Origin of the sequence: Streptomyces sp. NPDC007905 (genome assembly GCF_042959345.1) — a bacterium.
In the GTDB taxonomy this organism is placed as follows: Bacteria; Actinomycetota; Actinomycetes; order Streptomycetales; family Streptomycetaceae; genus Streptomyces.
On sequence record NZ_JBIBKS010000034.1, the window covers coordinates 26,501 to 52,314 of the forward strand.

At 67.2% G+C, this 25,814-nt stretch carries 28 protein-coding genes and 1 pseudogene; 19 read left to right on the forward strand and 10 right to left on the reverse strand.

Going from position 1 to position 25,814, the window contains the following annotated elements; genetic code table 11:
* Positions 1–17: 17 nt before the first annotated feature.
* On the reverse strand, positions 18–449 hold the full coding sequence (locus ACFZDC_RS37655; protein ID WP_391331020.1) for a hypothetical protein: 432 nt from the start codon (positions 447–449) through the stop codon (positions 18–20).
* Positions 446–862, reverse strand: a complete 417-nt coding sequence (locus ACFZDC_RS37660; protein ID WP_391331022.1) for a hypothetical protein — start codon at positions 860–862, stop codon at positions 446–448. Before ACFZDC_RS37660 ends, ACFZDC_RS37655 begins: the two co-directional genes overlap by 4 nt.
* Positions 863–981: 119 nt before the next feature.
* Here ACFZDC_RS37660 and ACFZDC_RS37665 point away from each other — a divergent pair, with 119 nt between their 5' ends.
* The 6 genes from ACFZDC_RS37665 to ACFZDC_RS37690 all read left to right on the forward strand — a co-directional run bounded on the left by ACFZDC_RS37665 (position 982) and on the right by ACFZDC_RS37690 (position 5,389).
* On the forward strand, positions 982–2,025 hold the full coding sequence (locus ACFZDC_RS37665; RefSeq protein ID WP_391331024.1) for a helix-turn-helix domain-containing protein: 1,044 nt from the start codon (positions 982–984) through the stop codon (positions 2,023–2,025).
* On the forward strand, positions 2,022–2,711 hold the full coding sequence (locus tag ACFZDC_RS37670; protein ID WP_391331026.1) for an ElyC/SanA/YdcF family protein: 690 nt from the start codon (positions 2,022–2,024) through the stop codon (positions 2,709–2,711). The genes ACFZDC_RS37665 and ACFZDC_RS37670 overlap by 4 nt, the downstream gene beginning before the upstream one ends.
* Entirely contained in the window at positions 2,653–3,447 is a 795-nt protein-coding gene (locus ACFZDC_RS37675) for a WbqC family protein (RefSeq protein ID WP_391331028.1), read from the forward strand. The genes ACFZDC_RS37670 and ACFZDC_RS37675 overlap by 59 nt, the downstream gene beginning before the upstream one ends.
* Entirely contained in the window at positions 3,444–4,004 is a 561-nt protein-coding gene (locus tag ACFZDC_RS37680) for a flavoprotein (RefSeq protein WP_391331030.1), read from the forward strand. Before ACFZDC_RS37675 ends, ACFZDC_RS37680 begins: the two co-directional genes overlap by 4 nt.
* Before the next feature lie 189 nt (positions 4,005–4,193).
* Positions 4,194–4,481 (forward strand): transposase, encoded by a 288-nt coding sequence (locus tag ACFZDC_RS37685; RefSeq protein ID WP_365335795.1) that lies wholly within the window; start codon positions 4,194–4,196, stop codon positions 4,479–4,481.
* Positions 4,469–5,389 (forward strand): IS3 family transposase, encoded by a 921-nt coding sequence (locus ACFZDC_RS37690; RefSeq protein ID WP_391331031.1) that lies wholly within the window; start codon positions 4,469–4,471, stop codon positions 5,387–5,389. The genes ACFZDC_RS37685 and ACFZDC_RS37690 overlap by 13 nt, the downstream gene beginning before the upstream one ends.
* On the opposite strand, the gene ACFZDC_RS37695 is transcribed toward ACFZDC_RS37690, so the two are convergent.
* Positions 5,306–6,667, reverse strand: coding sequence for a hypothetical protein (locus tag ACFZDC_RS37695; protein WP_391331033.1), 1,362 nt, complete (start codon positions 6,665–6,667; stop codon positions 5,306–5,308). The two genes, ACFZDC_RS37690 and ACFZDC_RS37695, sit on opposite strands and share 84 nt — an antisense overlap.
* Complete coding sequence (locus ACFZDC_RS37700) at positions 6,646–7,485, reverse strand: hypothetical protein (protein WP_391331035.1); 840 nt, start codon at positions 7,483–7,485, stop codon at positions 6,646–6,648. Before ACFZDC_RS37700 ends, ACFZDC_RS37695 begins: the two co-directional genes overlap by 22 nt.
* 294 nt (positions 7,486–7,779) lie before the next feature.
* Here ACFZDC_RS37700 and ACFZDC_RS37705 point away from each other — a divergent pair, with 294 nt between their 5' ends.
* A complete protein-coding gene (locus ACFZDC_RS37705; protein ID WP_391331108.1) occupies positions 7,780–8,175 on the forward strand; it encodes a hypothetical protein in 396 nt (131 codons plus the stop codon).
* On the opposite strand, the gene ACFZDC_RS37710 is transcribed toward ACFZDC_RS37705, so the two are convergent.
* Entirely contained in the window at positions 8,103–8,597 is a 495-nt protein-coding gene (locus ACFZDC_RS37710; RefSeq protein WP_391331037.1) for a helix-turn-helix domain-containing protein, read from the reverse strand. The two genes, ACFZDC_RS37705 and ACFZDC_RS37710, sit on opposite strands and share 73 nt — an antisense overlap.
* Here ACFZDC_RS37710 and ACFZDC_RS37715 point away from each other — a divergent pair.
* From ACFZDC_RS37715 to ACFZDC_RS37725, 3 genes are all read left to right on the forward strand, one after another.
* Positions 8,494–9,060 carry a TIGR02391 family protein gene (locus tag ACFZDC_RS37715; protein WP_391331039.1) on the forward strand — a complete coding sequence of 189 codons (567 nt, stop codon included), beginning with the start codon at positions 8,494–8,496 and terminating at the stop codon, positions 9,058–9,060. The genes ACFZDC_RS37710 and ACFZDC_RS37715 overlap by 104 nt on opposite strands.
* Before the next feature lie 248 nt (positions 9,061–9,308).
* Positions 9,309–9,566: a hypothetical protein gene (locus ACFZDC_RS37720; protein WP_391331041.1), complete on the forward strand. Its 258-nt coding sequence runs from the start codon at positions 9,309–9,311 to the stop codon at positions 9,564–9,566.
* 8 nt (positions 9,567–9,574) lie between these two features.
* On the forward strand, positions 9,575–9,943 hold the full coding sequence (locus ACFZDC_RS37725; protein WP_391331102.1) for a hypothetical protein: 369 nt from the start codon (positions 9,575–9,577) through the stop codon (positions 9,941–9,943).
* 431 nt (positions 9,944–10,374) lie between these two features.
* Here ACFZDC_RS37725 and ACFZDC_RS37730 read toward each other — a convergent pair whose 3' ends face one another.
* Positions 10,375–11,568: a peptidoglycan DD-metalloendopeptidase family protein gene (locus tag ACFZDC_RS37730; RefSeq protein WP_391331043.1), complete on the reverse strand. Its 1,194-nt coding sequence runs from the start codon at positions 11,566–11,568 to the stop codon at positions 10,375–10,377.
* The gene (locus ACFZDC_RS37735; protein WP_391331045.1) at positions 11,556–11,924 is read right to left on the reverse strand and encodes a DCC1-like thiol-disulfide oxidoreductase family protein; all 369 of its coding nucleotides are present in this window, start codon (positions 11,922–11,924) and stop codon (positions 11,556–11,558) included. Before ACFZDC_RS37735 ends, ACFZDC_RS37730 begins: the two co-directional genes overlap by 13 nt.
* Positions 11,925–12,256: 332 nt before the next feature.
* On the opposite strand from ACFZDC_RS37735, the gene ACFZDC_RS37740 reads away from it, so the two are divergent.
* From ACFZDC_RS37740 to ACFZDC_RS37750, 3 genes are all read left to right on the forward strand, one after another.
* Positions 12,257–12,757 (forward strand): MarR family winged helix-turn-helix transcriptional regulator, encoded by a 501-nt coding sequence (locus tag ACFZDC_RS37740; RefSeq protein ID WP_391331047.1) that lies wholly within the window; start codon positions 12,257–12,259, stop codon positions 12,755–12,757.
* Positions 12,748–14,004, forward strand: coding sequence for an MFS transporter (locus tag ACFZDC_RS37745; protein ID WP_391331049.1), 1,257 nt, complete (start codon positions 12,748–12,750; stop codon positions 14,002–14,004). Before ACFZDC_RS37740 ends, ACFZDC_RS37745 begins: the two co-directional genes overlap by 10 nt.
* Positions 14,005–14,418: 414 nt before the next feature.
* Positions 14,419–14,796, forward strand: a complete 378-nt coding sequence (locus ACFZDC_RS37750) for a hypothetical protein (RefSeq protein ID WP_391331051.1) — start codon at positions 14,419–14,421, stop codon at positions 14,794–14,796.
* Positions 14,797–14,912: 116 nt separating this feature from the next.
* On the opposite strand, the gene ACFZDC_RS37755 is transcribed toward ACFZDC_RS37750, so the two are convergent.
* Positions 14,913–16,397 (reverse strand): esterase/lipase family protein, encoded by a 1,485-nt coding sequence (locus ACFZDC_RS37755; RefSeq protein WP_391331053.1) that lies wholly within the window; start codon positions 16,395–16,397, stop codon positions 14,913–14,915.
* A gap of 18 nt (positions 16,398–16,415) precedes the next feature.
* Here ACFZDC_RS37755 and ACFZDC_RS37760 point away from each other — a divergent pair, with 18 nt between their 5' ends.
* The 4 genes from ACFZDC_RS37760 (at position 16,416) to ACFZDC_RS37775 (ending at position 22,637) form a co-directional block, all read left to right on the forward strand.
* Positions 16,416–18,530, forward strand: a complete 2,115-nt coding sequence (locus ACFZDC_RS37760; RefSeq protein ID WP_391331055.1) for an AAA family ATPase — start codon at positions 16,416–16,418, stop codon at positions 18,528–18,530.
* Positions 18,523–20,802, forward strand: coding sequence for a WD40 repeat domain-containing protein (locus tag ACFZDC_RS37765; RefSeq protein ID WP_391331057.1), 2,280 nt, complete (start codon positions 18,523–18,525; stop codon positions 20,800–20,802). Before ACFZDC_RS37760 ends, ACFZDC_RS37765 begins: the two co-directional genes overlap by 8 nt.
* Before the next feature lie 269 nt (positions 20,803–21,071).
* Positions 21,072–21,752: an RES domain-containing protein gene (locus ACFZDC_RS37770; protein ID WP_391331059.1), complete on the forward strand. Its 681-nt coding sequence runs from the start codon at positions 21,072–21,074 to the stop codon at positions 21,750–21,752.
* Between the two features lie 495 nt (positions 21,753–22,247).
* The gene (locus tag ACFZDC_RS37775) at positions 22,248–22,637 is read left to right on the forward strand and encodes an XRE family transcriptional regulator (RefSeq protein ID WP_391331061.1); all 390 of its coding nucleotides are present in this window, start codon (positions 22,248–22,250) and stop codon (positions 22,635–22,637) included.
* A 302-nt stretch (positions 22,638–22,939) separates the two neighbouring features.
* On the opposite strand, the pseudogene ACFZDC_RS37780 reads toward ACFZDC_RS37775, so the two are convergent.
* Positions 22,940–23,166, reverse strand: a pseudogene (locus tag ACFZDC_RS37780) (AAA family ATPase); the annotation flags it as partial.
* A gap of 223 nt (positions 23,167–23,389) precedes the next feature.
* Here ACFZDC_RS37780 and ACFZDC_RS37785 point away from each other — a divergent pair.
* Both ACFZDC_RS37785 and ACFZDC_RS37790 read left to right on the forward strand, forming a co-directional pair.
* Positions 23,390–23,686 (forward strand): hypothetical protein, encoded by a 297-nt coding sequence (locus ACFZDC_RS37785; RefSeq protein WP_391331063.1) that lies wholly within the window; start codon positions 23,390–23,392, stop codon positions 23,684–23,686.
* A 966-nt stretch (positions 23,687–24,652) separates the two neighbouring features.
* Positions 24,653–24,961 (forward strand): transposase, encoded by a 309-nt coding sequence (locus tag ACFZDC_RS37790; RefSeq protein WP_391331065.1) that lies wholly within the window; start codon positions 24,653–24,655, stop codon positions 24,959–24,961.
* A 469-nt stretch (positions 24,962–25,430) separates the two neighbouring features.
* On the opposite strand, the gene ACFZDC_RS37795 is transcribed toward ACFZDC_RS37790, so the two are convergent.
* Positions 25,431–25,802, reverse strand: coding sequence for a MerR family transcriptional regulator (locus tag ACFZDC_RS37795; protein WP_391331068.1), 372 nt, complete (start codon positions 25,800–25,802; stop codon positions 25,431–25,433).
* Between the last annotated feature and the right edge of the window lie 12 nt (positions 25,803–25,814).

Sequence of the window (25,814 nt, forward strand, 5' to 3'; positions counted from 1 at the left end):
CTGCCGGGTGCCGGCCGCTAGTGGAAGGCACCGGAGTGTTCCTCTTCGGCGGCGGCGATGACGTACGGGTGCCGGAGTGCGGTGCGGAGGGCGGCGGCGTCGGTCAGGGTGTCGTCGTCGGGGAGCTCGCACCAGCCGCCGAACCAACCGTCGAGGATCTCCAGACCGGGCGCGACGAGCCAGGAGTTGGCAGAGAGGTGCCGTACCGGCAGTTCGTGCCAGTGACCGGCGGTGCCGGTAGCGATGGCGTAGTACAGGCGGCCGTTGGTCCTGTCGTAGAGCACCGGACCGATCGGGGCGCCGGTCGCCCGCAGGTGGGCGAGGACCAGGAGGCCGATCTCGGCGGAGGTTCGTACCAGGTCCCAGCCGTCGCCGACCTTCAGCAGACGCAGTCCGGGCGCGTCTTCGACCATAGGCGCACGTCGCAGTGCCTCACGAACGGACGTCATGTCTCCCCCTGTGGCCGGAGGCCGGCACTTATGTCCGCGGACGGTTCGGTACCCCTTGTCGGTGTGAAGGAACGGACAACGAGCAGGCGGGTGCTTGTTGCTGTTAGCTGCCGCCTTCGCTGGGCACCGATGCCCTTGGGGCCGAGGTGACTGAGGGCGGGGACCACCACACCGTAGGTGTCGGGCACTTGCAGGGCATCGACCAGCCCAACGAAAGCGGCTGACCGGATGGCCACCGTGGCGTCGCGGTCGGTGAAGACGCCGCCGAGGTTCAGTTCGTGCCGGCTGCAGTATTCGGTGAGGCACTCGACGAGTGCCGCATGACGGGCGAGACCACCGGTGATGTGCCGCAGGTAGCCAAAGACCTGCGGGAAGGCGACGGGGCGGCGTTCCGTGATGAGTTCGTCGTCCATGACCAAAGCGTCGGCTGCCGTGAACGGCCTCGAAATGACCTGCTGTTGCACTTCCGTTGCACTTCGCGCCCCATGTCGTCACTGAGAGTGCTTCCATACGTGACAGAGGGAGGTCGTCCGTGGTCAGCGTTCAGCAGTGGACAGGTCGGGAGGCGAGTGCCTTGCGCGCCGCCCTGCGCATGAGTACCCGCGCCTTCGCCGGGCACCTCGGTGTCGCGCTGCGCACCGTGGCCAAGTGGGAAAGTCTCGGCACAGAGACCCAGCCCCGGCCGGATACGCAGGCCATTCTGGACACCGCGCTGTGCCGAGCGGACACCGCCGCCCATGCTCGGTTCGAGGCGCTGCTGTTCCCTGAGCGGAAGGCCGCGCGGCCGGCGGACTACGAAACCTGGACCGAGGACATAGAGCGCGCCGTGGTCTGCGTCAGCCGCCAGGACTTCCCCTTCGCCTCGACCCTGCTGAACCGCTGGCTGGGCGGCCACGACCCGCACGAGCTCGACGAAAAGGGCCTGTACCTGTACGGCCGTTCCCTCGTGCTGCTCGGTGATGTGCAGCGAGACCAAGGGGCGATCCTCGGTCCCCTGTCCGCACGCCAGTCCTACCTGTCCGCGCGCGGCATGTTCACCGAACTCGACATCCCACGCCGTCTGGCCCAGATCGAGCTGTCCCTCGCCGTCGTACAGGAGATGTCGGGCCAGCTCGACGCGTCCGCCCGCCGGTACGAGCAGCTCGCCGCAGACGAGCGCCTCAGCAGGCGTGACCGGGCCCGGGCGCGCTTGTGGATCGGCACGGCCCTGAGCAAGGAGGGCAACAACGCCTACGCCACCACGGTCATGGCAACCGCCACCCGCGAGTTCGAGGAACTGGGCGAGCCAGAGGACTGGTCGGTCGCCCACCAGAAGCTGGCCCTGGCCCATCGCGGTGCCGGCAACCTGACCCAGGCCCTGCACTACATCGACATCGCACGCACCACCGGCACGGTCGACTCCCCCATGCAGCGGGTGCGGTTGGACACCGCGTACGGGCACATCCTTCTGTCGGATGCGGCGACCCGGAATGATGGGCTGTCCGTCCTCGACGAGGCGGCACAGGTGGCGCGCCAGTACGGGCTGAGTCACCAGCTGCGCAGCATCGAGGGCATCCGAAAGGGCCAGCAGGGATGAGCCAGGGAGTGCCAGTGCCGGAGCACGAGCAGCGCCAGATCACCGACGAGCAGTTCCACGACGCGACGCTGATCTGGAACTACCACCAGATGGGGCACGAGCAGCGGCCCTGCTCGGCGGCGATCGGCCTCGGCAGCCACGACCTCGGTGTCGCCACCGCCTCCGCCGACCTCTACCGCGCCGGCCTCTTCCCCGTCGTGGTGTTCAGCGGCGGCAACAGCCCCACCACCCGCGCCCGCTTCCCGCGCGGCGAGGCCGTTCACTACCGCGAGCACGCCCTGAGCCTGGGCGTGCCGGACGAGGCGATCCTGGTCGAGTCGAAGGCAGCGAACACCGGCCAGAACATCACCTTCTCCCGTGAGCTGCTGACCGAGGCCGGCATCACGGTCGACTCACTGCTGCTGATCTCCAAGCCGTACATGGAGCGCCGTTCCTACGCGACCTGCCGCAAGCTGTGGCCCGAAGTCGAGGTCGTGTGTGCCTCCGAGCCACTCGAACTGGACGACTACATCAAGTCCATCGGCGACGAGAAGCTCGTCGTCGACATGCTCGTCGGCGACCTGCAGCGGGTGATCGAGTACCCGAAGCTCGGGTTCGCCGTCGAGCAAGACGTACCGGGGGATGTGCATGACGCTTACGAGCGCCTCCTGGGCGCCGGCTTCGACAGCCGCCTCATCAGTACCTGAGCCGCCCAGCGCCGATGCGTCGGGCGGGCTGTGCGCGATCCACCAACCCAACCTGTTTCCCAGGCTGTCCACGCTGGCGAAGCTGTTCTCCGCCGACCGCTGGATCGTTCTGGACGACGTGCAGTTCGCTCGGCGCGACTACCAGCACCGCGCCCGTCTCGCCGCCCTGGACGATCCATCCCGACAGCAGTGGCTCACGCTTCCGACGCATCTTCCCCACGGGCGCCCGACGCTGATCAGCCAAGCGCGGCTCGTTGATCCGCGTCGCTCGCGCCGGACGGTCCAACTTCTCGTCCGCCAGTACTACGGCCGCAGCCCCTACTATGGTGCGGTGTCCGAGGTGCTGGACGCGCTCGACGACTCGGACTGTGTGGCCGACCTCGCGAGGGCATCGACGATTGCCCTGCTCAGCGCTCTTGGCTGGTCGGGGCAGGCGCAGGACAGCAGCGGGATCCCGACCCGGCAAGGCCGCTCCGAGCGCCTCGCCGACCTTGTGGCAGCCACCGGCAGCACCCACTATCTGTGCGGCACCGGTGGTCTGCGTTACCTCGACGCCGCTCCCTTCGACACCCATGGCATTCCTGTGCTGCCCTTCCACACCCCTGTGGATGACCCGCTCTGGCGGTGGGCTCGTCGATCCAGCAGCCTGTGGGCCTTGAGCAAGATCGGGCCCGATGCGTTGGCCGACCGGCTGGCCGCCCAACGAGAAGCCCACCATCCTGGAGCGCACGCGTGACCGAGCCCACCACCAAGGAACCGGACAAGAAGCCCTTCTTGTACGTCGTCGTCTGCGCGTGCGGCATCGCCGGTGACGTCGGCAAGCTGATCACCGCCGCGCAGGAACGGAACTGGGACGTCGGGGTCGTCGCCACCCCGCAGGGGCTGGGCTTCCTCGACACCGAGGCGATCGAGGCCCAGACCGGATATCCGATCCGGTCGGCCTGGCGCACCCCCGGTGAGGCACGGCCGCTGCCGCCCGCGGACGCGATCGCGGTTGCGCCGGCCACCTTCAACACGGTCAACAAGTGGGCCGCCGGCATCTCCGACACCCTCGCCTTGGGCGTCCTGTGCGAGGCATACGGGATGGGCATCCCGACCGCTGTCCTGCCGTACCTGACCTCGGCCCAGGCCGCCCACCCCGCGTACCGCCGGAGCCTGGAGCACCTGCGCGAGATGGACGTACTGATCGGCTCGTACGAGCCGCACCGGCCCAAGGCCGGCGGTGGCGCGGATCGATTCCGATGGGAGGAGGCATTGGAGCTCCTCGCCCCTGTGGTTCAGGTAGTGACGTGATCAGCGCTGTTGTCCCCTGGTCTCCGCGGTGCGTGGAAGCGTGGTCGGGCGTTGCGCGGCTTGCCGGGCGTTGGCTGCCTGGGCCTGGAGGCCGGGTGCGTGGCGCTCGCCGAGGCGGCGGATCCGCCAGGTCAAGGTGTCCCTCCCCTCGTAGCGTAGAGACCGTGACTGCAGGGGAAGTTGGGAGTCATGGCAGAGAAGCGACGGAAGTTCGACGCGGAGTTCCGCGAGGGGGCCGTACGGATCGTCACCGAGACCGGCAAGACCGTCGCCGAGGTCGCGAAGGATCTGGGGATCAACGAGACCACGCTGGCCAGTTGGGTATCGCGGGCCCGTCGCGCGGGCACCGCGCCGGGCGGCGGGAATGACGAGCTGGAGCGGCTGCGGCGGGAGAACGCCCAGCTCAAACGGGACAACAAGGAACTCGCGATGGAGCGTGATGTCCTCAAACGCTGCATGGTCCTGTGGGTGAAGTAGCCGTGGCGGACCCGGCGTCCGTCGTCGGGGCGATCGGCGACCAAAGGACCATGCACGGCATCCCGCACCGCGTCTCCTGCCGCGCCCTGGGCGTGAGCGAGTCGTGGTTCTACAAGCACCGCAACCGCCGGCCCACCGGCCGGGAGGTCCGCCGGCAGCAGCTGGCCGAGGCGGTGAAAGAGGTGTTTACCCAGTCCGGCGGCACCTACGGCTCGCCGAAGATCTGGATCACGCTGATGCGGCAGGGCTGGCGGGTGTCGGTCAACACCATCGCCAAACTCATGGCCGAACACGGCCTGGTCGCCCGGAAGGTCCGCAGACGCAGGGGGCTGACCCGGCCGGGCAAACGGCCCGCCGCACCGGACCACGTGAAGCGGGACTTCACCGCAGAGGGGCCCGATCTCGTCTGGTGCGGGGACATGACGGAGATCGAGACCGGCGAGGGCAAGTTGTATCTGGCCACGGTCATCGACCTGTTCTCCCGCCGCCTGCTCGGCTATGCAATGGGAGAGCGTCACGACGCCGGCCTGGTCGTCGCCGCCCTCAACATGGCCGCGGCCACCCGCGGCGGTGACGTGCGCGGCGTCATTTTTCATAGTGATCGCGGAAGCGAGTACGGCTCCCGCAGGTTTCGGCGGGCCTGCCGCAGGCTGGGCGTCTTCCCGTCCATGGGCCGCGTCGGATCGTGCTTCGATAATGCCGTCAGCGAGGCGTTCAACAGCGTGCTCAAGGTCGAATACGTCCACCGGCACACCTTCGCCACCCGCGTCGAGGCCCGGATCAGGATCGCCACCTGGATCACCGACTTCTACAACGTCCGGCGACTACACAGCGTGTGCGGCTTCAAGAGCCCGAACGACTACGAACACGACCACCGAGCCGGCCTCACCACGGAGCTGGCTGCATAGGAAGGTCTCCACGTTCGGAGGGGATTGACAAGGCGCGAGCGGGACTGCGGGCGTCGTCCAACGTGCGTTGGCCGAGTGCCTGGTCGAGGAGCATGGACACGTTGTGACCTGCGGCCTCTGCCTCGGCGAGCACGGTGGCCAGAGCATCCCCGGGACGGTGGTCCCGGGCAGTGCTCCCGAGAAGCGGTACAACGCAACCTGCCCAAGCGCTGTTGCACTCAGGGCGGCTTTCGGGGCCCCGTTGGCGACCAACGGAGCGACGAGCTCCATCTGCCGTTGGACGCGGGGGGCCGCTCCCAACGACTGGTAGTGGTTGTCGAGAACCGCGATGAGCGGAAGGATGAAGCGCCCCTCGCCGTCGGTCACGATGGCCTTGTTGTTTGCGGCAACCTGTGGTTCCAACTCCTCCCACAGTTCGAGCAGGATCGCGAGACCGCTCGATTCGAGCAGCCCACCGTCGAGGTCGCCCACGGTCTGGGGCTCGTTGCCGATGAGGCAACGGTGCATCCGCCCGGAAGGCGAGATGTAGGGAAAACGGGCCGACAAATGAACTGCGGTGGAGAGCCGAAGCCCTTGGTTACGGCCCTTCTGCTTACAGTCGCGGTCATCCGTATAGGCCGCCGCGTCGATGGCTCCGGCGGCAAAACCGGCCGTTTCCGTGGCCCCATCGCCGACGTCTCCGCGCCCGGCCACCACCGCGCGACGGCAGTTCAACGCAGGCGCGGCATCGTCCCTCGGGCCGCCTACGGACCATACGGGGGACACCACCACACGGCAGCCGGAACCCACGTCGGTGCCGTTCAGCAGCATGAGCGGACGCCAGGGGGCGCGTCTGTCGGGATGGCGAGGGGCCTGGATGAACTCGGCCTTCAGGCGGGAGTCGATCTGCTCCCAGGAGCGTTCGAATACGGTGGCACGGTCACCGGGACGCATCTCTCCGAGCCTGTTGATGCCGTGCAGGGCACGCGGCAGGTCCCGGTAGAACATGGCTGCCATGTCAGCCGCAAGCGTGTCCTCTCGCGACAGGCTTGCGGCGAACGCTCGGCCGCTGCCTGCGGTGGACGAGCCGGGTCTCGGGCCGAGGGCGTCGCCAACGAGGCCCAGGCTTCCTCCGGAGACTCCGCTGGCGCTGAAGACCATGTCCCGGGCGCAGGGAGACTTCGTCACCTCGTCTATGGCCGACCCCGTCCAGTAGGCCGCACGGATCCCGCCGCCGGGCGCGGCGACGAAGAGCATGGGTACGGCGTTAGCCTTCTTCAGTTTCGCGTCGCCGTCCATGCAGCGATTCGCTGCCGCGAGCCATCCGTCGAAGTACGTCTGAGCGTCGAAGGGTGTGCAGGGGCGCTGGCCAGCGCCTGCCTGGGTTTGAGCCTCACCTCGTGGTAACCGCCGGTGGTATCGAGTTTGGCCTCCAGTACCAGTGCTCCTGCGACGAGCAGCCAGAGGGGAGTGAGCTGGAAATGCAGGTAGCGCAGGACGGGAAGCGGGAGGTGATACTCGGCGTATCGTGCAAACCCGCCCGCGATCAGCGCAACGGTCGCCAGGAACAAGACGAGCACGCCCAGGGTGCGCAGTCGCGGCGGTTCCAGTGCGAGCAGGATGCCCATGACGACGGCCGCCAGGAGCAGTACCACGCCGACGGCCGTAGGCACCCACCTGCGACGGTCATGCCAAAGGGGTGACGGAGCCTGCTCCGGCACGTCCGGATGGTCAAGCCAGCGGTCTTGTCCGCGGCGGATCAGCCCAATGACCGCGGGTCCGACGCACGCCACAGCCACGACACCGAACGCGAACCACATCTCGACCTGTCGAAAGACGTGGAGGTCGTCGTTCGCTCCGATCTGCGGCCCTAGCAGAAGGGGCCGGGCGTAGGGGCGTGTGAGACCCAAGCCGGCGATGACAAGCGGCACCACGGCCAGTGCGCGCCCCGTGGTCCTGATCCGCTCCCGCACGGCAGGCGGGGGAACGGGGGTCGACTCCACCCCCGGGTTCTTCCATTTCTTTGGCAGGCAAAGGCTCCAGAACGAACCCAGCAGCATGATCGCCGGGAATGCCAGAGCGCCCCACGTGGCGTCCCCGCTCAGACGGAACAGCACAGCTACCACACATAGGCCTGCGCCAAGAAGCGCAACCCCCCACAGGGTCAGCCTTCGCTCTCGGTGCCGCGTCTCAGGTACACCGTTGAGCAGGGCCAGCGTTGCCGTCCAAATGCGTGGCCATGGCCATCCTCCGTGGGCTCGCGGGTCTGGTGCGCTGACGGCCGTCAGCAGTTCACGGCTAGATCACGACTCGGACGTACGTGTAGATCCCATGTATGTGTCGTGCATACTCTGTGCCGCCCGACTCTTCGTGCACGTGTCGTTGCCGGTCAGGGCTTTGAGGAGTCTGCCGTGGAGAACCAGCAAGATGTGCCCCCGTACCCGATGTCACCGCCGCCGATGCCCGCGCCGATACGGCTTTGGTGGAAGCAGCCGAGGGCCATGATGGGATGTGCCGTGGCTGTTGCTGTCGCCTCGTTCTTGGTGGGCTTCGCCTTCGGCAGGAGCACGGCGTCGACGGACAGTGCCGACAACATGACAGCTGCCGAGAAGGGGAAGTCTGACGCCCAGTGGATATTCCGGAACCACACCAGAGGTGGGGACGTGTCGATCAACAGCGGCTCGCCAGACTTCGCCTGTGGTGTGGCGGAGAACGGAGTGGGGTTTATTCGCTTCTACACCGCTGAGCAGAGCCAGGAGTACTTGGCCGCCTGCGAGGAGGAGCTTGCGGCTCTCACTAGCGAGTAGCGGGGCGAGCGGGACGGCGTGTGCGGGATGGGACTCAGGGCAGCAGGGACCAGTAGGCGCTTGGCCTTCGCCCGTGTGGCCTTCTCGGCCTGGGCGACGTCGAGATGACGGAAGAGCTTCTGGCCTCGGTGATCGAGGCCTTCGACTTTCAGGTGGCCTCGGCGGACCCGCGAGTAGATCGTCACGACGGAGACGCCCGTCAGATCGGCGGCCTCGCGGGCCGTCAGCCAGAGTTCGTCCTCCACTGAAGTCCTCCCGCGCAGGCACGATGAGTTCGGCGCGGCAGGCGTTCCAGGAGAGCCGGATGCGGACGCGCTCGTGAATCGGCTGTCCGATGCCTGGTGCTGGCTGGAGGCGCAGGCGCTGCTGTCCCGGGAACCCAGCCAGTCTGATGCGTTCCGCCGCAGCTCGCGTGACGGCATGGACTTGGTGAAGGACCCGCAGGGCATCACGCGGTTCGAGGCCCGCGAGCGGCTGTCCGGTCCGCTTCACCCGGCCCTGGAAGAGACGGTGCGCACCAACTTCGACCTGGGGGATTACGAGACGGCGTGCTTCGCCGCGATGAAGGCGGTCGAGGTTGCGGTCCGCGACGCCTCCGGACTCGACAACTCCCTGGTCGGAGTGAAGCTGATGCGGGAGGCGTTCCGGCCTTATGACAACGGTAAGGCCGGCGGCGCGCTGGCCGACGCTGAAGCCGAGGGCGGGGAGCAGGCGGCCACCGCCAACCTGTTCGCCGGCGCCATGGGCGCCTACAAGAACCCCGCCAGCCACCGCACCGTCGATTTCGACGACCCGATCGAGGCAGCAGAGATCATCCAGTTCGCGGACCTGCTGCTGCGCCAGGTCGAGCGGGCCAAACGCCGCATCGGCGAGGCAAGCGCGTAGAGGGCGCACACGGTGCGGGGTCTGCGCAGCGTCGGCCCTCCCGTGAGGAGACCAGGAGGGACGGCGCGGCCCCGCCCAGGTGACAGCACACGGACGGGGCCAGGAGGGCGGGGGCCTCCGCCTGGGGGATGAAGAGGATCACCGCGGTCACAGGATGGCACTGGATTCGGCCAGGGAATAGCTGAAATAGACTGCGTGACGGGTACGGGTACGTACCCGTACCCTTGGGCGTGGGAAGGAGCAACGACATGTCTGATGCCAATGTCCGTATCCCTGAGGAAGCCAGGGACCGGCTGGCCGCTATAGCTGCCGCTGAGGGGCTGTCGCTGCGCGCGTATCTGGCCCGTCTCGCTGAAACGCTGCTGACTCCGGCGGAGCGGGCCGAGCGGGCGGAGAAGGCGCGGGCGGCGTTGAAGGAGTGGAACGGCTACGCCCCGACCGCTGCCCAGGAGCAGGACCTGGACAGCGAGCTGGACCGTCGCCTGGCCCAGGTGACCGCCCGGTGAGCGACGTCATGCATATCGTCCTGGACGACACCGCGATGGCAGCAGCCGGCCAGGGCAACGTCCTTGCTTCCCGCCTGATCCACCGCGCTCACGTCGAATCGGGCTGGTTCCTGTACGCCCCAGCGTGCGCATTAGTGGAAGCCGACCGTGCCCGGCCCGGCACGGCCGAGCATCTGGCCTCCATGCCCGGTATCACCGTCCTCGATCTGGATCTGGCTGCCGCCCTGGCGGTCGCGCGCCAGGAGACCTGGGCCGCCGCACACAGCCAGTACGCGGCCCAGCCCACCCCGGACCGTCCCGACGGCGCGATCATCGCCACCACCGCCCCACATCGGTGGGCAGGTGAGCCGGTCCGCGTGCTGGACCTCACGCCCTGAACGCAGCAGAAACCACCTGTGGCCCCGCCATCCGGCGGGGCCACAGGTACGTCACCGAGGAGCGCGCAGGTGATCCCGCCGGGTGGTGAACAGAGCCTCACGGCGGCCGCCAGCGCCATCGATGAGCCGGCCCGCTACGTGCAGGCCCTGGCAAACCTTCGGAGAGGCCGCTCGCGCCGCTCTGCGACCTGCTCCGTCGGCCTGACCGCGTCTGCTGCGCTGCGCACGCTGATGGCCCGGATGCCACACACGGGGGGATGTGGCATCCGGGCCTGATGGCCAGCGTAGACGTGAAAGAGTGCTGCCACTCGCAACTTCCCCGCGAGGGGCGCGAAATGAGCGGCGGGCCGCCGCTATCCGAACTGGTCGGCGCGACAGTCTTTTGGGTGAGCCTGTGCCGCACCGGGGAGCATTGGGGGATGCCCGTTGGGTCAGGTGCGGATCTTTCGCCCGCGATGCAGTCGTCCGTGTACGCCGGTGAACTCCAGGTCGAGGCCCACTCCGTCGCGTTCGGCATGGATGTGCAGATGGGGTTCCGTGGTGTTGCCGGTGTTGCCGACCTCGCCGAGGAGCTGGCCGGCATGGACCAAATCGCCCTTGGCCACCGTCACCGAGCCGGGGCGTAGGTGGGCGAGCTTGACGATTTCCCGGCCGGTGTCGATGAACACGTGGTTCCCGTAGGGCGGTTGATAGCGGATCTCGCCCGGCTTCTGGTCCTCAACCGCATTGGCCGCGGAGATCACCCGGCCATCGCAGGGAGAGCGGACGGGGCGCCCGTAGGCGCCATGGGCAGGCAAGTCATGGCCAGGCCGGGTACGCGTGCCGTACGGGCCGAGCGCGACCAGATCGAGGGCACCGCGCTGCTCCGGTAGCTGGGCATGGTGGTTCAGTATCCGGCCGCCCCCCTGGATGACATACCAGGTGCCTTCGAGCGGGAACAGCAGCGGCTGGGACAGTGGTGCCTTCCAGCGGTGCAGCCGTGCGGCGGCGACCAGCCACACGGTCCCCACGAGGAGCGCGATGCCGCCGGCGAGGCGGAGGACGCCGTGCCCTGTCGGAAGATCGCGCAGTCGCCACGCGGAGGCGAGGGCTACGACGGCGCCTGCTTCGACCGTGCGGCGTAGGGGCCGAGGCTGCTGGGCCGGGGTACCGCATCCCTCGACAACCGCATAGAAGGCGGCGAGAGTCGCCATGTCTCCCAGCCAGGCGGTGCGGTCGTTGGCTGTCCAGACAGTCAGGACGTTCCAGAGGGTGACCAGGGTCAGATACGCCGTCCAGGTCAGCGACGCGGGCAGGCGCCGACGGCGCCGGGGTGCCTTGTAACGGGCGCCCTCGATGCGCAGTGCCGTGAGTTCGCCCTGGGGGGACACCTGTGCCCAGGCGCGTACCTGACCCTTGTTGCCGGACACGATCAGCCCATCCGGAGTGTCCGTTACGGTGGTCAGTTCTCCGATGCGCGCGGTGGTGGCGCGGACGATCCGTTCCAGGGTGTCCGCGCCGACCTCTTCCGTGACGCCGGGGGCGATGCGGGGCCACTCGTCAGGGGCCGCGGTGAGGAACTGCGAGAGGGCTCGGGCTTCCAGCAGGTGGCCCGGGAGCTGCGGCTCTGGCCTCAGATTGCGCACGTACCCTCCCACGGCCCGGGGATGCGGTGCCTGTTGCGGGCGATCAGCCGGTAGACCCCCTCGGCCGCATGCCGCACGCCGGGCCAGGTGAGCATTCGACCGATCAGCCGGGCGGCGTGGCTGCCCGTCGTGAACCATGCGGCGAACGCCTGCGCTCCTCCCTGGACGTGGCCGCTGTGCACCAGCCACATGCGCTCCTGTGCATCTGGCTCGGTCAACCCGTACAAGGCGAGGTCCACACCCTGGTATGGCAATAAGCGTCCCGCTAAGCGCAGACGGTGGCTGCGTGAAAGGCGCGTTACGGCGGCGCGACAGAAACCGCAGGCGCCGTCGAAGACGACCACAGGCTCAGACATGGTCATGAGCCCCCTTTCGAAAAGATGGTCCCAGATCGGCACGGGCTTCCCTACCTCTGGTGCTCGGACGCGTGTCGATCATGGGGATACCGGCGACGTCGGAAGCAGGAGCTGATGAGCCGGGATACGGCAGCTGGAACCGATGCGGCGAGGTGACCTGGCGGTCTTGACCTTTTGGGACACGCCTGCTGGAACCATCTAGTCAGGCTTCGCACGACGTTTGGCGCATTGCCATTCATTTTGGAACCAGTTCCGAACATCTCGGGCCTGCGGCTTCCGTGGTCGCCTTCTAAAGCAACAGCACTTATATAAGCACTGTTACGATGCCTCTCATGGCCGACCCTCATGCGCTCGACCCGACGCGGCAGAGCCGCTGGCGGCCCCTGCGCCTGCTCCAGGCGTCCATGGACGCCGACATTGCCCAGGTCTACTCCGAGCAACAGATCGACGGGCTCAAGCCCAGCTATGTGATGGAGCTGCTCCGGCTTCACGCCTGCGGGCCCATGACCATCGCGGAACTGGCCGAGTCGGTCCAGCGCACGCATTCGGCACTCAGTCAGAAGGTCGCCGCGATGCGCGCGGCCGGCTGGGTCCAGACCGTCGTGGGCGACGACGCGCGCACCAGGAAGGTAACGCTCACCGACAATGCCCGCGGGGTCGTGGATCGCCTGGCGGCGGAATGGCGGGCCACCGAGGCTGCGGTCGCTGAGCTGGAGGCGGAGATTCCCTACCCGCTCTCCCAGGTCGTCGCTGATATCGAGCGGGCTCTGGAGCGCAGGAGTTTCCACGACCGGATTGCCGAGAAGCTGGCGGAGGATCCCGCATGGCGCTGAAGCGCACGCTGATCGACGTGACTCCGTTACGGTCCTCACCGCCGTTCCGGCAGTTGTGGATCGGGCAGACCCTGTCCGGTTTTGGCGGCCAGATGACACTCGTTGCCGTCATGTTCCAGGTCTGGCAGATGACGAAGAGCACCACGTGGACAGGCGCCGTCGGGCTGGCCCAGGTGGTTCCGCTCGTCGCGCTCGGACTGTTCGCCGGCTCGCTCCTCGACCGGGTGGACCGCCGCAAGTTCTACCTGCTCACGATCAGCGGACAGGCCGCGTGTTCGCTCCTCCTCGCACTCCAGAGCTTCCTCGGGAACGTTCCTACCGCCGGCGTTCTGGGGCTGGTCGCACTCCAGTCCTGCTTCGGCGCAGGCAGCGGCCCCGCCTCGCGCACCTTCATTCCCCACCTCCTGCCCAAGCACCAACTGGCCGCGGGCCTGGCACTGAGACGAATCGCCTTCCAGGGCGCCATGCTCCTCGGTCCCGCACTGAGCGGACTGATCGTGGGCGCGCTGGGAGTCGGCGCCTGCTACCTGATCGACGCCCTGACCTTCATCGCCGCGCTCTACGGAGCGTTCGGCCTGCCAGAGATGGACCCCGGAGACGAGCCCGCACGGCCCGGCCTGCGCGGAGTACTGGACGGTCTGGCCTTCCTGGCATGCACCCCCGTCATCCGCGGGGCCCTGCTCACCGATCTGGCCGCCACCGTGCTGTCCATGCCCATCAGCCTGTTCCCCTTGATCAACGCCGAACGGTTCGGCGGCAACCCCCGCACCCTCGGACTGTTCCTCACAGCCATCGCCGTCGGCGGCGTCGCAGCCTCGCTCTTCTCCGGAACCTTCACACGGTTCCCCCGCCCCGGCCTGGCCATGCTCGGCGGCTCCGCCACCTGGGGCGCAGCGCTGGCACTGTTCGGCTTCTCAACCAACCCATGGGCCGGCTTGACCTTCCTCGTCATAGCCGGCGCCGCCGACACCGTCTCCGTCGTCTCACGGAGCACCGTCGTCCAGATGCACACCCCGCACGAACTACTCGGCCGCGTCAGCGCTGCCGAACAGATCGTCGGGCAAGCGGGACCCGACATCGGCAACATGCGCGGCGGCCTCGTCGCAGACGCCACCTCGGGAGCAGCAGCCCTCGTCAGCGGTGGACTGCTATGCCTCGGCGCCGTCGTTGTGGTGGGCACCACCACGGCAGACCTGCGCAGTTCCTCCGCACCGCCCCATCCACACACAGCCGCAGCCAGCCCATGAGCCCTGCCCCGAGGCACGCAGTCACTCGTTCCAGCTAACGTGTCACGGCTCAGCTGAAAGCACTCAAGGAGACAGCCGAGCCGAAACCGCTCAACCTTCGGTGAGAACGCTCAACCTTCGCTGCGAGAGGTCAGTCGCGTTCGAGAACCCCGTCGCGGCCAGCGTCGAGAACCTGCGAGGGTGTCCGCTATGGATTTTGAGCCGGACACCGAGCCTGCCCGCCACTACGACCGAGGGGCCCTGTTGGCCCGGTTCGCTGGCCGAATGCTCGTGCTCTGCCCGCAATGCGGTGGCCGAGCGCTCGTGATTCCCCGGCCTGGCCTTCCCGCGCCCAGGTACCACAGCGAGCTCTTGTTCCAGCCACGCCGGCTGGCTTGCAGAGCATGCGGCGCCGTCGCCGAATGGGAACCCGAGATGCGGGGTGCTGGGCTGGTCGGCGCTGTACTGGGCGGTAGCGAGGATCCGTTCTTCCGGCGGCCTCTATGGCTGCAGACCCGTTGTGTCGGCCAGATCCTGTGGGCCTACAACGAGGAGCATGTCGACGAGCTGTACGTCTACGTCCGGGCCCAGTTGCGTGAGCGTGGCGGGGCGCAGCCGACGATGGCAATGCTGGCACGGTTGCCATCGTGGATGAAGAGGTCGGACAACCGCTCTGAGGTCCTGGCCGGTCTGGAGGCGCTGCGAGCGCTGGCCCATCGATCGGCACCTGCCGATCGCTCCGACGCCGCGCATGAGCGCGGTGACCGTCCCCGACAGCACAGGAGCATGTACTTCCGGGGTGGTCCCTATTGAGGAAAGACCCTGATATCCCTTGTCATACGGCTCCGGCCTGCCACTCGCCCGGAGTCCGGCAGCGGTACACCCGATCGGGCGGTGAGCCCGATGGTCGGCGCGCCATGCCAGCCGCTTTAGTCGTCCAGGTGCTCCTGGCCGGGTCCTGAGAAGACGAGCTGGGTGACGGTGGGGCCGTAGTCGGATTTGGCGGTGATCCGGTACAAGCCCTGGTCGGGAAGGGTGATCTTGGCGCGGAGTCGGTCGTCGTCCGTGGCTTCGAACTGGACGTTCTTGTGCCAGTCTCCTTCGGTTGCGGCGATGGTGCATTCGACCTGCGATGGGTCGTCAGTGCCGCTGACGAGGCAGTCCCACGCTGCGTCGGGGGTGACGTAGTCGGGGACGTTCAGTCCGATGCCGTCCTCTGCTTGGTCGGGACCGAGGTGGTCGTCTTCGAGGAGGAAGTCGCTGACGATGCGGCGTGCTTCCCGTCCGTTGGCGATGGCGCCGTGCTGGGCGAAGACGGGGATGGTCCGGCGGAGGAGCGAGGCTGATTCGCGGTGGACGGTGCCGTCTCCCCAGACTCGGTAGCGCCGGGGCACGCCGTTGGGGTCTCGTTTGATTTCGCCGTCGGTGTCAGTGCGGAAGCAGTACTCGGACGGGTAGACGATCCCGTTGATGATTTTGAGGGACTGGACGGTGTCCTGGCGGATGCCGACGACGGGCCGGTGGTGGGGCAGTTGTTGGTTGTAGAGGGTGGTGAAGAAGTCTTGTGAGGCTTTGGCCAGGTCTTTGTCGCCGCCGAGGTCGGCGATGTCGGACGGGGTGAGGTGGCGTATGTCGAGCCCGTCTTCCAGGCAGAGGAAGCTGGGCAGGAGTTCGTGGACGGCGGGCATGGTCGCTGCGGCGGTGGCGAGGCGTGTGTGGGGGAGTGGCAGGGGGGCGCCCTGGATGGCGTTGAGGATGTTCGCTGCTACCACTGACCCCTTGAAGGGAGTGCCGAGTGTCATGACGCCGCGGGTGTGGCCGGGCAGGTCGTTGTCGCCGCCGAGGGTGAGTGCGGCGTAGGTGACCAGGCCGCCCATGGAGTGGGCGATGAAGACGAGACGGGCGGGTTTTTCGTCGACTGCTCGTTGCCGGGCCGCAGTGTGGGCGGGGTGTGCGAGCCAGCGTTGCAGGTGGTTGCGTGCTTCGTGGGCGAGGCGGCGTCCATTGACGGCGACGGGCAGGCGCCAGTCGTAGGGGAAGGTCATCAGCGCGTCGGGGTGCGCGATGGTGTTCTCGATGGTGCGGATGAGTTTGTGGTAAGGCTCGATGCCGCGCAGGAAGGGGCTCCATGCGGGGATCTGCAGCAGGCGGCGGGCCTGGATGCGGGTGTAGTCGCCGGCGAGTTCGTTGGGGGTGAGCTGCAGCGGGGTGAGGCCGTCGCGGGTCAGCCAGGCTTTGGCGAGCCAACGGCCCTTTGTTAAGCCCCAGATCACCTTGTCGGTGGTGGTGTCGTAGAGCTCGCTGCCCATGATCCCGGGGACGATGACGACGGCGTCGTGTGTGACGGCTGGTGTCAGGCCGGGTTCGGTGTGCGGAGACGGATTCGGAAGGGTTCCCCCCCAGGACTGGTTCATGCCTGTCACACTAGTGAGATGGGGCACACGGGGGGTGAAGTCCGGCAGAATCGTGCGACGGCGGGTGACGAGCGGTCGACGCAGCGGGTTTTGCTGACCATGGCGGTCCGCGACTACGGGGACGATGACAACGCGGAGGAGTTCGCTGAAGGCATCGACCGGCAGCTGGAGGCGGTGCAGGAGTGGTGGCAGACACCGGGGTCCCTGCCGACTTTCCGTCAGGTGGATCCTCCGGCCCTGAGACACCGGGATGATGTCGAGGACTTCCTGCGTGAGCAGAATGTCCGGGAGATGTGCGGGCATGCGCTGGTGCTGTTCATCAGCGGTCACGGCATCTCTGCGTCCTCCGACACCCACTTTCTGCGGTTGCCGGCTTCGGTGGACAAGCGCCCTCTTGCCACGGCGGTTCGGACGGCGGACATCGTGGCTGCGGCGCTGGATTCCCATGTGGAGAACGTCCTCGTGATCGTGAACACGTGCTTCGCGGGCAACATGGCGTCCGACCTGGCAGCCGTTCACAAGGAGGTCCGGGGCAGCCGTCAGTCCTCGTGCCAGCTTGACGTCCTGGTCACCTGCGGGCTCAAGAGCAAGATCGAGGTCTTACGGTTTCCCACCCTGTTACAGGCGTCGCTTAAGCGCCTGCGCCGCACCGCCGGCATCACCACTCCGCACCTGACCGTGCCGGACTTCATGGCCGAGTACGCGCTCGGGTTGCGTGACGAGGACGAGAAGAAGTACAAGCTCCACCATCTGATCGAGGGCGGCAACCTCCGCCCGTCCCCCTGCCTGCCCAATCCCGGGTATGTGCACATGCCCGAACTGGTCGGTGCGGTCCAGCGGCAGGCGTCGCTGGCGGCGGATTACTGGCTGGACCGTGCAACCGGCCGGCCGCAGGAAAGTGACAGGGGCTGGTATTTCCGCGGCCGTGAGCATCTGAACCGGGCGGTTGCTTCCTTTCTCGGCCCGGATACGGCGCGGGGCGTGCTGCTGGTCACCGGGTGTGCGGGCAGCGGGAAGTCGGCTGTCCTGGCGCGGGCAGTGATCTTGAGCGATTCGGTGTTTCGCCAGGACACGCTGTACAAGGCAGCCGAGGCCGTGTCACCCGAGGACACGATTCCTCCGGAGGACTCGGTGAGCGCTGCGGTGCTCGCCCGGCACCTGGACGCCGCCCAGGTGGCGGCCGCCCTGCTGGACGCCTTGAAGGTGCCCGCCAAGGAGGTTGCCAGTACCGGTGACAGGGTGGCGGTGTGGTCGCAGCAGATCCAGGAGTATGTGCGGACCTGCGGCAAGACGGTGACCATCGTTCTCGATGGATTGGACGAGGCACAGGAACAAGCACGGATCATCGGTGATGTTCTCGGCCCGCTCGTTTCCTTCTGCGGCCCGTTGGTGCCGGCTCAGCGTCAGGATGAGCCCGGCGACCAGGCGGCCCCTGCCGTGCGGCTGCTGATCGGGGTGCGCTCCAGCCGGATGGCTGACGATGCACCTCGCGAGGTATCCGAGGAACATCTGGGCCTGCTCGCCGCTCTGCGCAAGGTTTTCCCGACGGCCCGGGTAGAGCACACGGACAGCGCTACCAGTAAAGAGGACATGGCGCTCTACCTCGAAGCGCTGATTGCTGACGCGATCGACAGCGCCACGATGCGGGATGTGGTGCCGCGGGTCGTGCAGGCTGTGTGGCCGTCCTTCATCGACGCTCGGCTGGCTGGTGATCAGTTACGCAGTGCCAAGGATGCGTTGGCACTGGCCCGTGATGAGGACTGGTACAAGAACACCCTCAAGCGGGGGATCCGGGGATTGCTGCAACGCGATCTGCAGCCGGTTCGCGGCGATGCACTGCCTCCCCACGTTGCCCTGGCGCTACTGAAGGCCGCTGCCTATGCGAAGGGGCAGGGCGTGCCGTGGGGGGAGGTGTGGCCGACCATTGCCGGGGTCTTCCTTTTGCCGGAGCGACTGGATCCCGAGGAATGGGACAAAATGATCGAGAAGCTGCTCAGCGGCCGGCTGAGCGGCTACTTGGCGCATGCTGTCGAAGACGACAGACGGGTCTATCGGCCGGCGCATGAAGAACTGTCCGCTGTGCTTCTCGACCCCGATGCGAACTTGCTGACCTTGGATGGTCCGCATGCCTGAAGCGAATGACGGCCGGCACGCTGAAATCCACCGCCAGATCGCCACTGCGCTGGCCGACCTGGTTCCCGGCGATCCCACGATTCCGCCGCACCCCTACCTTCGGCGGCATCTTGCTGAGCATGCCGCGGAGGGACATGTGCTGGATGACGAGCATGTGCCGCCTGCCCTTTTGGCGTGGGAGAGCAGTTCCGAGGTGCGACGGCTCCTGGCGGCCGATCGTGCGAGTCACGAACGCAGGCAGTGGCTGCATGCCTGGGCTGCGCTGGAGCCCTTCGCCCGTGGCGTGGACCCGGTCTCGCGTCTGTCCAGCTTGCGGCTGGCTCGATACGCCTCAGCCCTGCCGTCCCCGTCTCGAGCCGAACCGGCGCCGCCGGCGCCGTTCAGCGCGGCACCGGTGACGCCGTTGTGGAGCGACTATGCCCGCCCGACTCCTGCGTGGACGGCGAGCCCGAGCAAGGTGACGTCGCTGGCCACGGTCGAAAACGCGGAGGGCCAGGCAACAGCGATCGCGGCCGGCGACGACGTCGGCACCCTGCGGATCCTGCGGCTGGACGGCAGGCTGGCCCACGTGCCGATCAATGTACATTCAGGGGCCATCAGCCACCTCATGGCGCTGAAGGGCGGTCTTGTCATCACTGCGGGCACTGATGGGTGCGTGGCCGCGGTGAACGCCGTGAACGGAAAGCTCGTCCGTGAGGTCGTCGTGCGTCGTAAACGGACGTGGGTCAGCTCCCTGACCTCCTACCAGCCGCCCGGGCAGCTTCCGCTGCTGCTGGCAGCTTTCAGCGACGGTGACATCTCTGCGTTCGACGTCGGCCGGTTCATGCTCCACCCGGTACCGCTGCCGGAACTGCAGGACCGCTCGGCCCTTTTGTGCGGGATCGAAATGCCTGACGGAAGTTGCCGACTGCTGTTCACACAGCACGACACCGTGTACTGCTTCGATGGACAGACAGCGTCCGTGCACTCCCGGCACGCGAAACGCATCCGATCCGTGCTGGCCATGCCCTGGCCCGGTCAGTACGCCGTGGCCGACGAGAGTGGCACTGTCTCCCTCTGTGACCTGTCCGCGGCGGATGCGGTCAGCGCCCTCGGACATCATGCCGAGCCTGTCACGGCGCTGCTGCGCACCTCCTACGAGCGGAAGCCGGCCCTCGTGTCAGCCGCCGGTGACGGCACCCTGCGTCTTTGGCGGCTTCCCGGATTGAATCCCGTCGATGGTGTCCTGCCGGCGCATACTGCGCCGGTCACTGCCATGACCTGTGTGTCCGGCGGCGAACAGGACCGGCTTCTTTCGGGTGGGGCGGACCGCCTCGTGCGGAGCTGGGACGTCGACCAGCAGACGTTCGGACAGCCACCGAAAGCGTGGAACTTCGTTACAGCCAGCGCCCTGTCCGCGTCCCCACCGCATCTGCTTGCTGCGGCCCGGGCCTCCAGGGTCATTGTGAAGGACCTGACGGCCAACCGACAGCGCACGCTCCTGAAAGGCCGCAAGATCACCGCTCTGGCCTGGCCGCGTGTACGGGGACAGCTCCTGCTGGCCGCTGCCCTGGACGACAACCGGATCATCTGCGTCGACCCTGGCACCGGGCGGCACACTGGCACCGTGTTGGCTGGTCACATCCTGCCGGTCCGCGCACTGGTGAACCTGCCGACGGCAGGAGGCGAACTACTGGCCAGCGGCGGGCGCGACGGCAAGGTCTGCGTATGGCAGCCGGCCACGGGCCGCCTCGTCGCCGAATTCCGCGATCACTCGTTCACGGTGCGATGCCTGGCCACCTTCCAGGGTGCAGGCTCGTACTTTCTTGCCTCTGGCGGCAGCGACGGGAACGTCAGGGTCTGGGATGCTGACTCGCTCATGCAGTACGGACCGACCATCAAGTGCGACCAGGACATCATTAACGATCTCGCGTTCGTCGCATCGGATCACGATGGACTGCTCATCGCCTCGGCCGGACAGGACGGCACCCTGAAGCTCTGGGATGTGGCCACGGCGCGAACGGTGCGGGAACTGGCATGCAATGACGGTGAACTCGGAGCTGTCACCGCCCTGCGGCTCCCACTGGAACGGACAGCCCTCGCCGCGGCGGGAAAAACCAGCATCCACCTGTGGGACGCCACAACCGACCGCCCGCTGCTGCAGATTGTGACCGGCTCGCCCATCCGCTCCCTGAAGACCGTCCAGGACCCTCATGATGCGGCGTCTTCCATCATGCTCGCCTCTGGCGAGGCAGGAACCATGGCGTTCCGGCTGCAGCACGACCGGCTGTGACATGCATGCGCCGTCCACGTGCTTCAACGCTCCGCCCGTGCGCCGCACCAGTTGGCTCGTGACGGCGGGCACCACGGAGCGTGTAACGAGAGAATCTTCAGGCAGGCCGGTCCGGCACCTGGTCACTGGCCGTCCTGTCACTGCTCAAAGCGAGGATTTATGACTGTCGCGTTAGCCAGCCCGCCCCGAGTGCCCGTTCGTTCCTTGCCGGAGACGGACCCCGCAGGCTCCGCAGGGAGCCGGACCAGCGAGCAGGAGGGGCAGCTCCGATGACCGTTCCACCAGTCACGTTGACGGCAGCCCCCGACAACGGCGTGTGGCGTCTGGGGTGGGCGGATGATCCCATCATGTACAACCAGCTGGAGCCGGAGACCTTTGACGGCTCATCGGCAGGGCGCTTCAGTCTGTTTTCCTACGGCATGCTCTACTGCGCCTCCGCCCCCGCCGGGTGCTACGCCGAGGCACTGGCGCCCTTCCGGCTTTCCGACAAGGTGCGCGAACTCATGGCCGGCGCCCCATCCGGGCCGGGGCAGATGGCGCTGCGGGACATCGCCTCCAGCTGGCGCGACAGGCGGATCCTGGTCCGCCTCGTTCCGAGGTACGAGGCGCTCTTCCTCGATGTCGAAACCGAGGAGACCCGCGCCGAACTGGCCAGGGATCTCCGCGGGGAGCTGCGCGCCTTCGGTGTCGAGGGCCCGCTGACGGACGAACACATTCGTGGCAAAGACCGGCGGATCACACGGCAGATCGCTGCATGGGCTGTCGCCCAGCGCAACGAAGCCGGCCATCAGCTCGTCCAGGGCATCACCTACCGCTCCAGCTACGGCGGCCGCCGATGCTGGGCGATTCTGCGCGACACCGAGCTCAAGGAAGTCGAATGGCGCCCCATCCAGGTGGAAGATCCCGCGCTGCGGGAGGTTGCCCTCGAGTACGGCCTGACCATCAGGTGAGCCAATTAGGTCGTCTAGCCGTACGTACTGTCGCCCGATCAGGTCGTTGCGTGCGGCCGACGTCACGCTTCTGCAACTTGGTGCACATTTTCGAACTCGCAGCTCACAGCCCCATAGCAGTACCAGCCGGTGGGATTTCAGGGTGTTTTTTAGGGGGAAAACTGTGGAGTAAGCAGACCCTAAACGGGTACCCTGGAGCCAACACCATTGAGGAGCAAGCATGTTGACCACTACCTTCACAGGCCGCCGGTTACCCGGAACGACACCGCGATACCAGCCAGGCGCAACGAGCACGTCCCCGACCGTGAACGCCTCCTCAAGGCCGAGGCGGTGTGCTGCAGCCCCCAGCAGCCAGCCGGACACGAGCAAACGCGGCACTGCCCATCGCAACCGCGAAAGCCTCCGGCCGAGCCTGAACACACCCCAAGCCTTAGCGCGTTGAACGCGCCCGCCCTTCGCCGCCGTCTGACCGGCCAGCGAGGATTCGAGGAGACCATGCAGATCCAGCGAGAGACCATCGCGGAAGCCGAGGCGCGCGCACACCGCAGCACCGCCGAGCAGACCATTGCTGAGATCGCCCGCTTCCTGCAGGACACGTTCAGCCAGCGGGTCGCGGCCTTCATCGCCGGTGTCGAAGACCCCAAGCAGGTCGGCCGCTGGGCCAAGGGCCAGAACGCCCCACGGTTCGACTCGGAGTTCCGCCTGCGGACCGCCTTCAACGTCTTCACCCTCATCGCGGAGTACGAGAACCAGCACATCGCCAGGGCCTGGATGATGGGCATGAACCCTCAACTCGACGACGACTCGCCCATCGAAGCCATCGCCGGCGGCCACCTGAAGGAAGTCATGGCTGCAGCACGCTCCTTCCGACGCGGCGATTTGTAGCTTCCATACTGCTCACAAGCGGCGTGCGCGACACTGACAGGAGTCCGCATCCTCCGGCTCCACTCACTGGAACGCCCCGTCAAGCCGTCACCAGGGTGCAAGGTGGCTTCCAGGTGCCAAGATGCCGGGCCGTGCGGGACGTACGCCGCTTCATCGTTCCAGCTGACCGGAGCCACCGCTATCGCATCGCCACGGAAGGCGATACGGGTGGCAGTCACAGGTCATGCTCGACGCCGACGCGAGCGGGCCCTGATGTCGGAGCGCACGATGGACAGCCTGAAAGCCCCCGTGTCCCAGGCCGCACCGGCGGCCCAAAACGCACATTCGGTGCGGCGCCATGCCCGGTCGTCGCACTCAGCCATCAGCAGCTCGGCGAGGAAGCCGCGGTAGGCCATCTGGTCCTTGGCAGCCGAGGTGCGATGTCGGGCAACTCAGCCCGGATCGTCGCCAACCGCAGCATACGACAGGCGGTGTCGATGGCGGCGTCGGCGGCCTGCTCGGTCATGTTCCTTTGGCGTGGCAGGGTCACTCGGCTTCACCCCCACGGTGGGTGCTACCACTGGCGGGTGCCAGCGGAGCAACTGGTGTCACCGACCGCAGGGGCCTGGTGTCCAGCGGAAGATGTGTGAGCCGCCACTCATGCAACGACGTGATGGTCGCCGACGACGAGGAGCTGTCCGGGCGATCATGGTCGCTGTCGGCCTCTCTGAAGTCGATTGCCAAAATTCCGTTTGCCGCGCGACCATCACCGAATGGATGAAGTTGAGGGTCTGATGCCGGTGCGGGTTGTGCAGACGTGTTCCGCCCACCCGTCCCAGTGGGATGCCTGGACGGCGGAGGGCCAGTACTTGTACCTCCGGTACCGGCACGGCGAAGGCTGCGTCGAGCGGCACCCTGGCCCTGACATCGACACACCAGACTCCTGGAACGAGGGCCTCTCGCAACTCCTGGTCGAATGGGACGACGGCACCGGCAGCGGAGTCATCAGCCTTGAAGCCTTCCTCGCGGCCTCTGGCTTGGCGCTGGCTCCCGGCGCGTCGGTGAGCTGACGCCTAAAGCGCGGTCATGTACGGAGCCAAATCGCGAGGGCTACTGCGGTCGCCGTGCCGGGGTCTGTGTAGCGAACGGACCGACCCGCCAAAGTAGCCGATGCTCCTGTCCCACCTGCAGGTCTCCCGAGGCACTTCCACCTTCAAGTGCACCTTCAGATGGACCTGCCAGGGCGATAGCGTGTGGCCGTGACGGACCATTCGTATGACGCGGCCGACATCGAGGTGATCGACTTCGATGTCGCCGTGCACAGAAGGCCGGGTATGTACTTCGGGGTGGGATCTGGAAATCCGAAGCTGCCGGCCAACTATGCGCGGTGGGCCGTCATGTGCTTCATCCAGCGACAAGCGTTGCCGAGGAGCACACACTGCATGGTCTCCTCGAGATCACCAGCGACAACAGCTTCACGATATCCATGGATCAGCCTCACGCCTGGCATGACCCCGGTGCTCCCGTCCTCGGATACTGCGGCTCCCTCCTTGGGCCCGAGTGGTGGCTGTTGGCCGCTGCTGCCGCGCTTTCCGGGCGGGTGACTGTTGAGATGTGGTGCGCAGGGCGCGGGTTGCGCCAAGTCCACACCGGCATCCGGCCTCGCATCACCCCCCAAGCGTTTCTTCCACCACAAGGCGGCGGCACGAGGGTGAGCTTCACCTTCGACCCGGCATATGTCGGGCCGCGCTTCGTTCTCCCCACGGAACTTGAGGACCTCGACCTACACGGTCCGCACTGCTCGGAGCCAGCGGGCTCGGGCCACGTCCTGTTCAGGGACGTCCGCTGCGGACGAGCAGCACAGGAAGTCTTGCACCGCTGACTCACCGCGTGATCAGGGACGTCCCTCAAGGGGAACTACCCCCCAACGCCGATGGCGTCAGCTTCCCACCCTAAAGCGGCGGATCGGGTCTGCTGCACGATCGGGTGACATCTGAACTGGCTCGCCCTGTGGGGCGGGTGGGAAGGATGTCGCTGTGCCCAAGCCTTATCCGGAAGAGTTCCGCCAGGATGTCGTGCGGGTCGCGAGGAACCGCGGCCCGGGTGTCACGGTGGAGCAGGTGACCACCGACTTCGGGGTCCACCCGATGACGTTGTGGAAGTGGATGCGCCGGGCGGATGTCGACGACGGGTCCAAGCCCGGGGTGACCAGCCAGGAGAGCGCGGAACTGCGGGAAGCGCGTCGGCGGATCAAGCTGCTGGGGCAGGAGAACGAGGTCCTGCGCCGGGCCGCGGCCTATCTGTCGCAGGCGCATCTGCCGGGAAAAGGATCTACCCGCTCGTGAAGGAGCTGGCCGCGGACGGGGTGCCCGTCACGGTGACGTGCCGGGTGCTCAAGCTCGCCAGACAGCCCTACTACCGCTGGCTGGGCAAGCCGGTGGCCGACGCTGTGCGAGGAGGCGTATCGCGCGAACGCGTTGTCCGACGCCCACCGCGACGACCCGGAGTTCGGCTACCGGTTCCTGGCCGATGAAGCGCGTGGTGCCGGGGCGGCCATGGCCGAGCGCACCGCGTGGCGGATGCCGGGACAACCGCTGGTGGAGTGTCTTCGGGAAGAAGCGTGGCCGGGGCAAGAAGGCCGGCCCGCCGGTGCACGACGATCTCGTGAGCCGCAACTTGGGGTATCGAACTGGCAACCTCGCGTAATCATGAGTCGCGTATTCCCCGGCCGGTGGGGGCTCGTCGTCACCGTGAGTGGCCGTGGGGAGCGTAGCGACGCCAGGTACCTCTGGGCTTCTGCGACGAGGCGGGCGGTCAGGCCACTGGGCGGATCCGGCCACCGGTTGCCTGTCGCAACGCGGCCTCCAGCCGGTCGCGGGCCTCGGTCTGGACGGTGATCCGTTCGTTGAGGACCGCCAGCCGCTCCAGTGCGACCCGCAGGCCCTTGCCGGAGGGAGGTGCGGCAGCCACGTCGCCGTCCAGGCATGGCAGGAACACGCGCACGTCGTCCAGGGTGAGTCCGGCGGCCAGCATGTAGCGGATGTTGCGGACCCGCACCACCGCCCACTCGTCATAGATGCGGTAGCCGTTGGGGGCCCGCTCGGAGGAGATCAGCCCGGCCTGCTCGTAGTGCCGCAGCGCACGAGCAGTCGTCCCGGTCGCCCTGGCCAGCTCACCTATCCGCACCCATTCCACCTC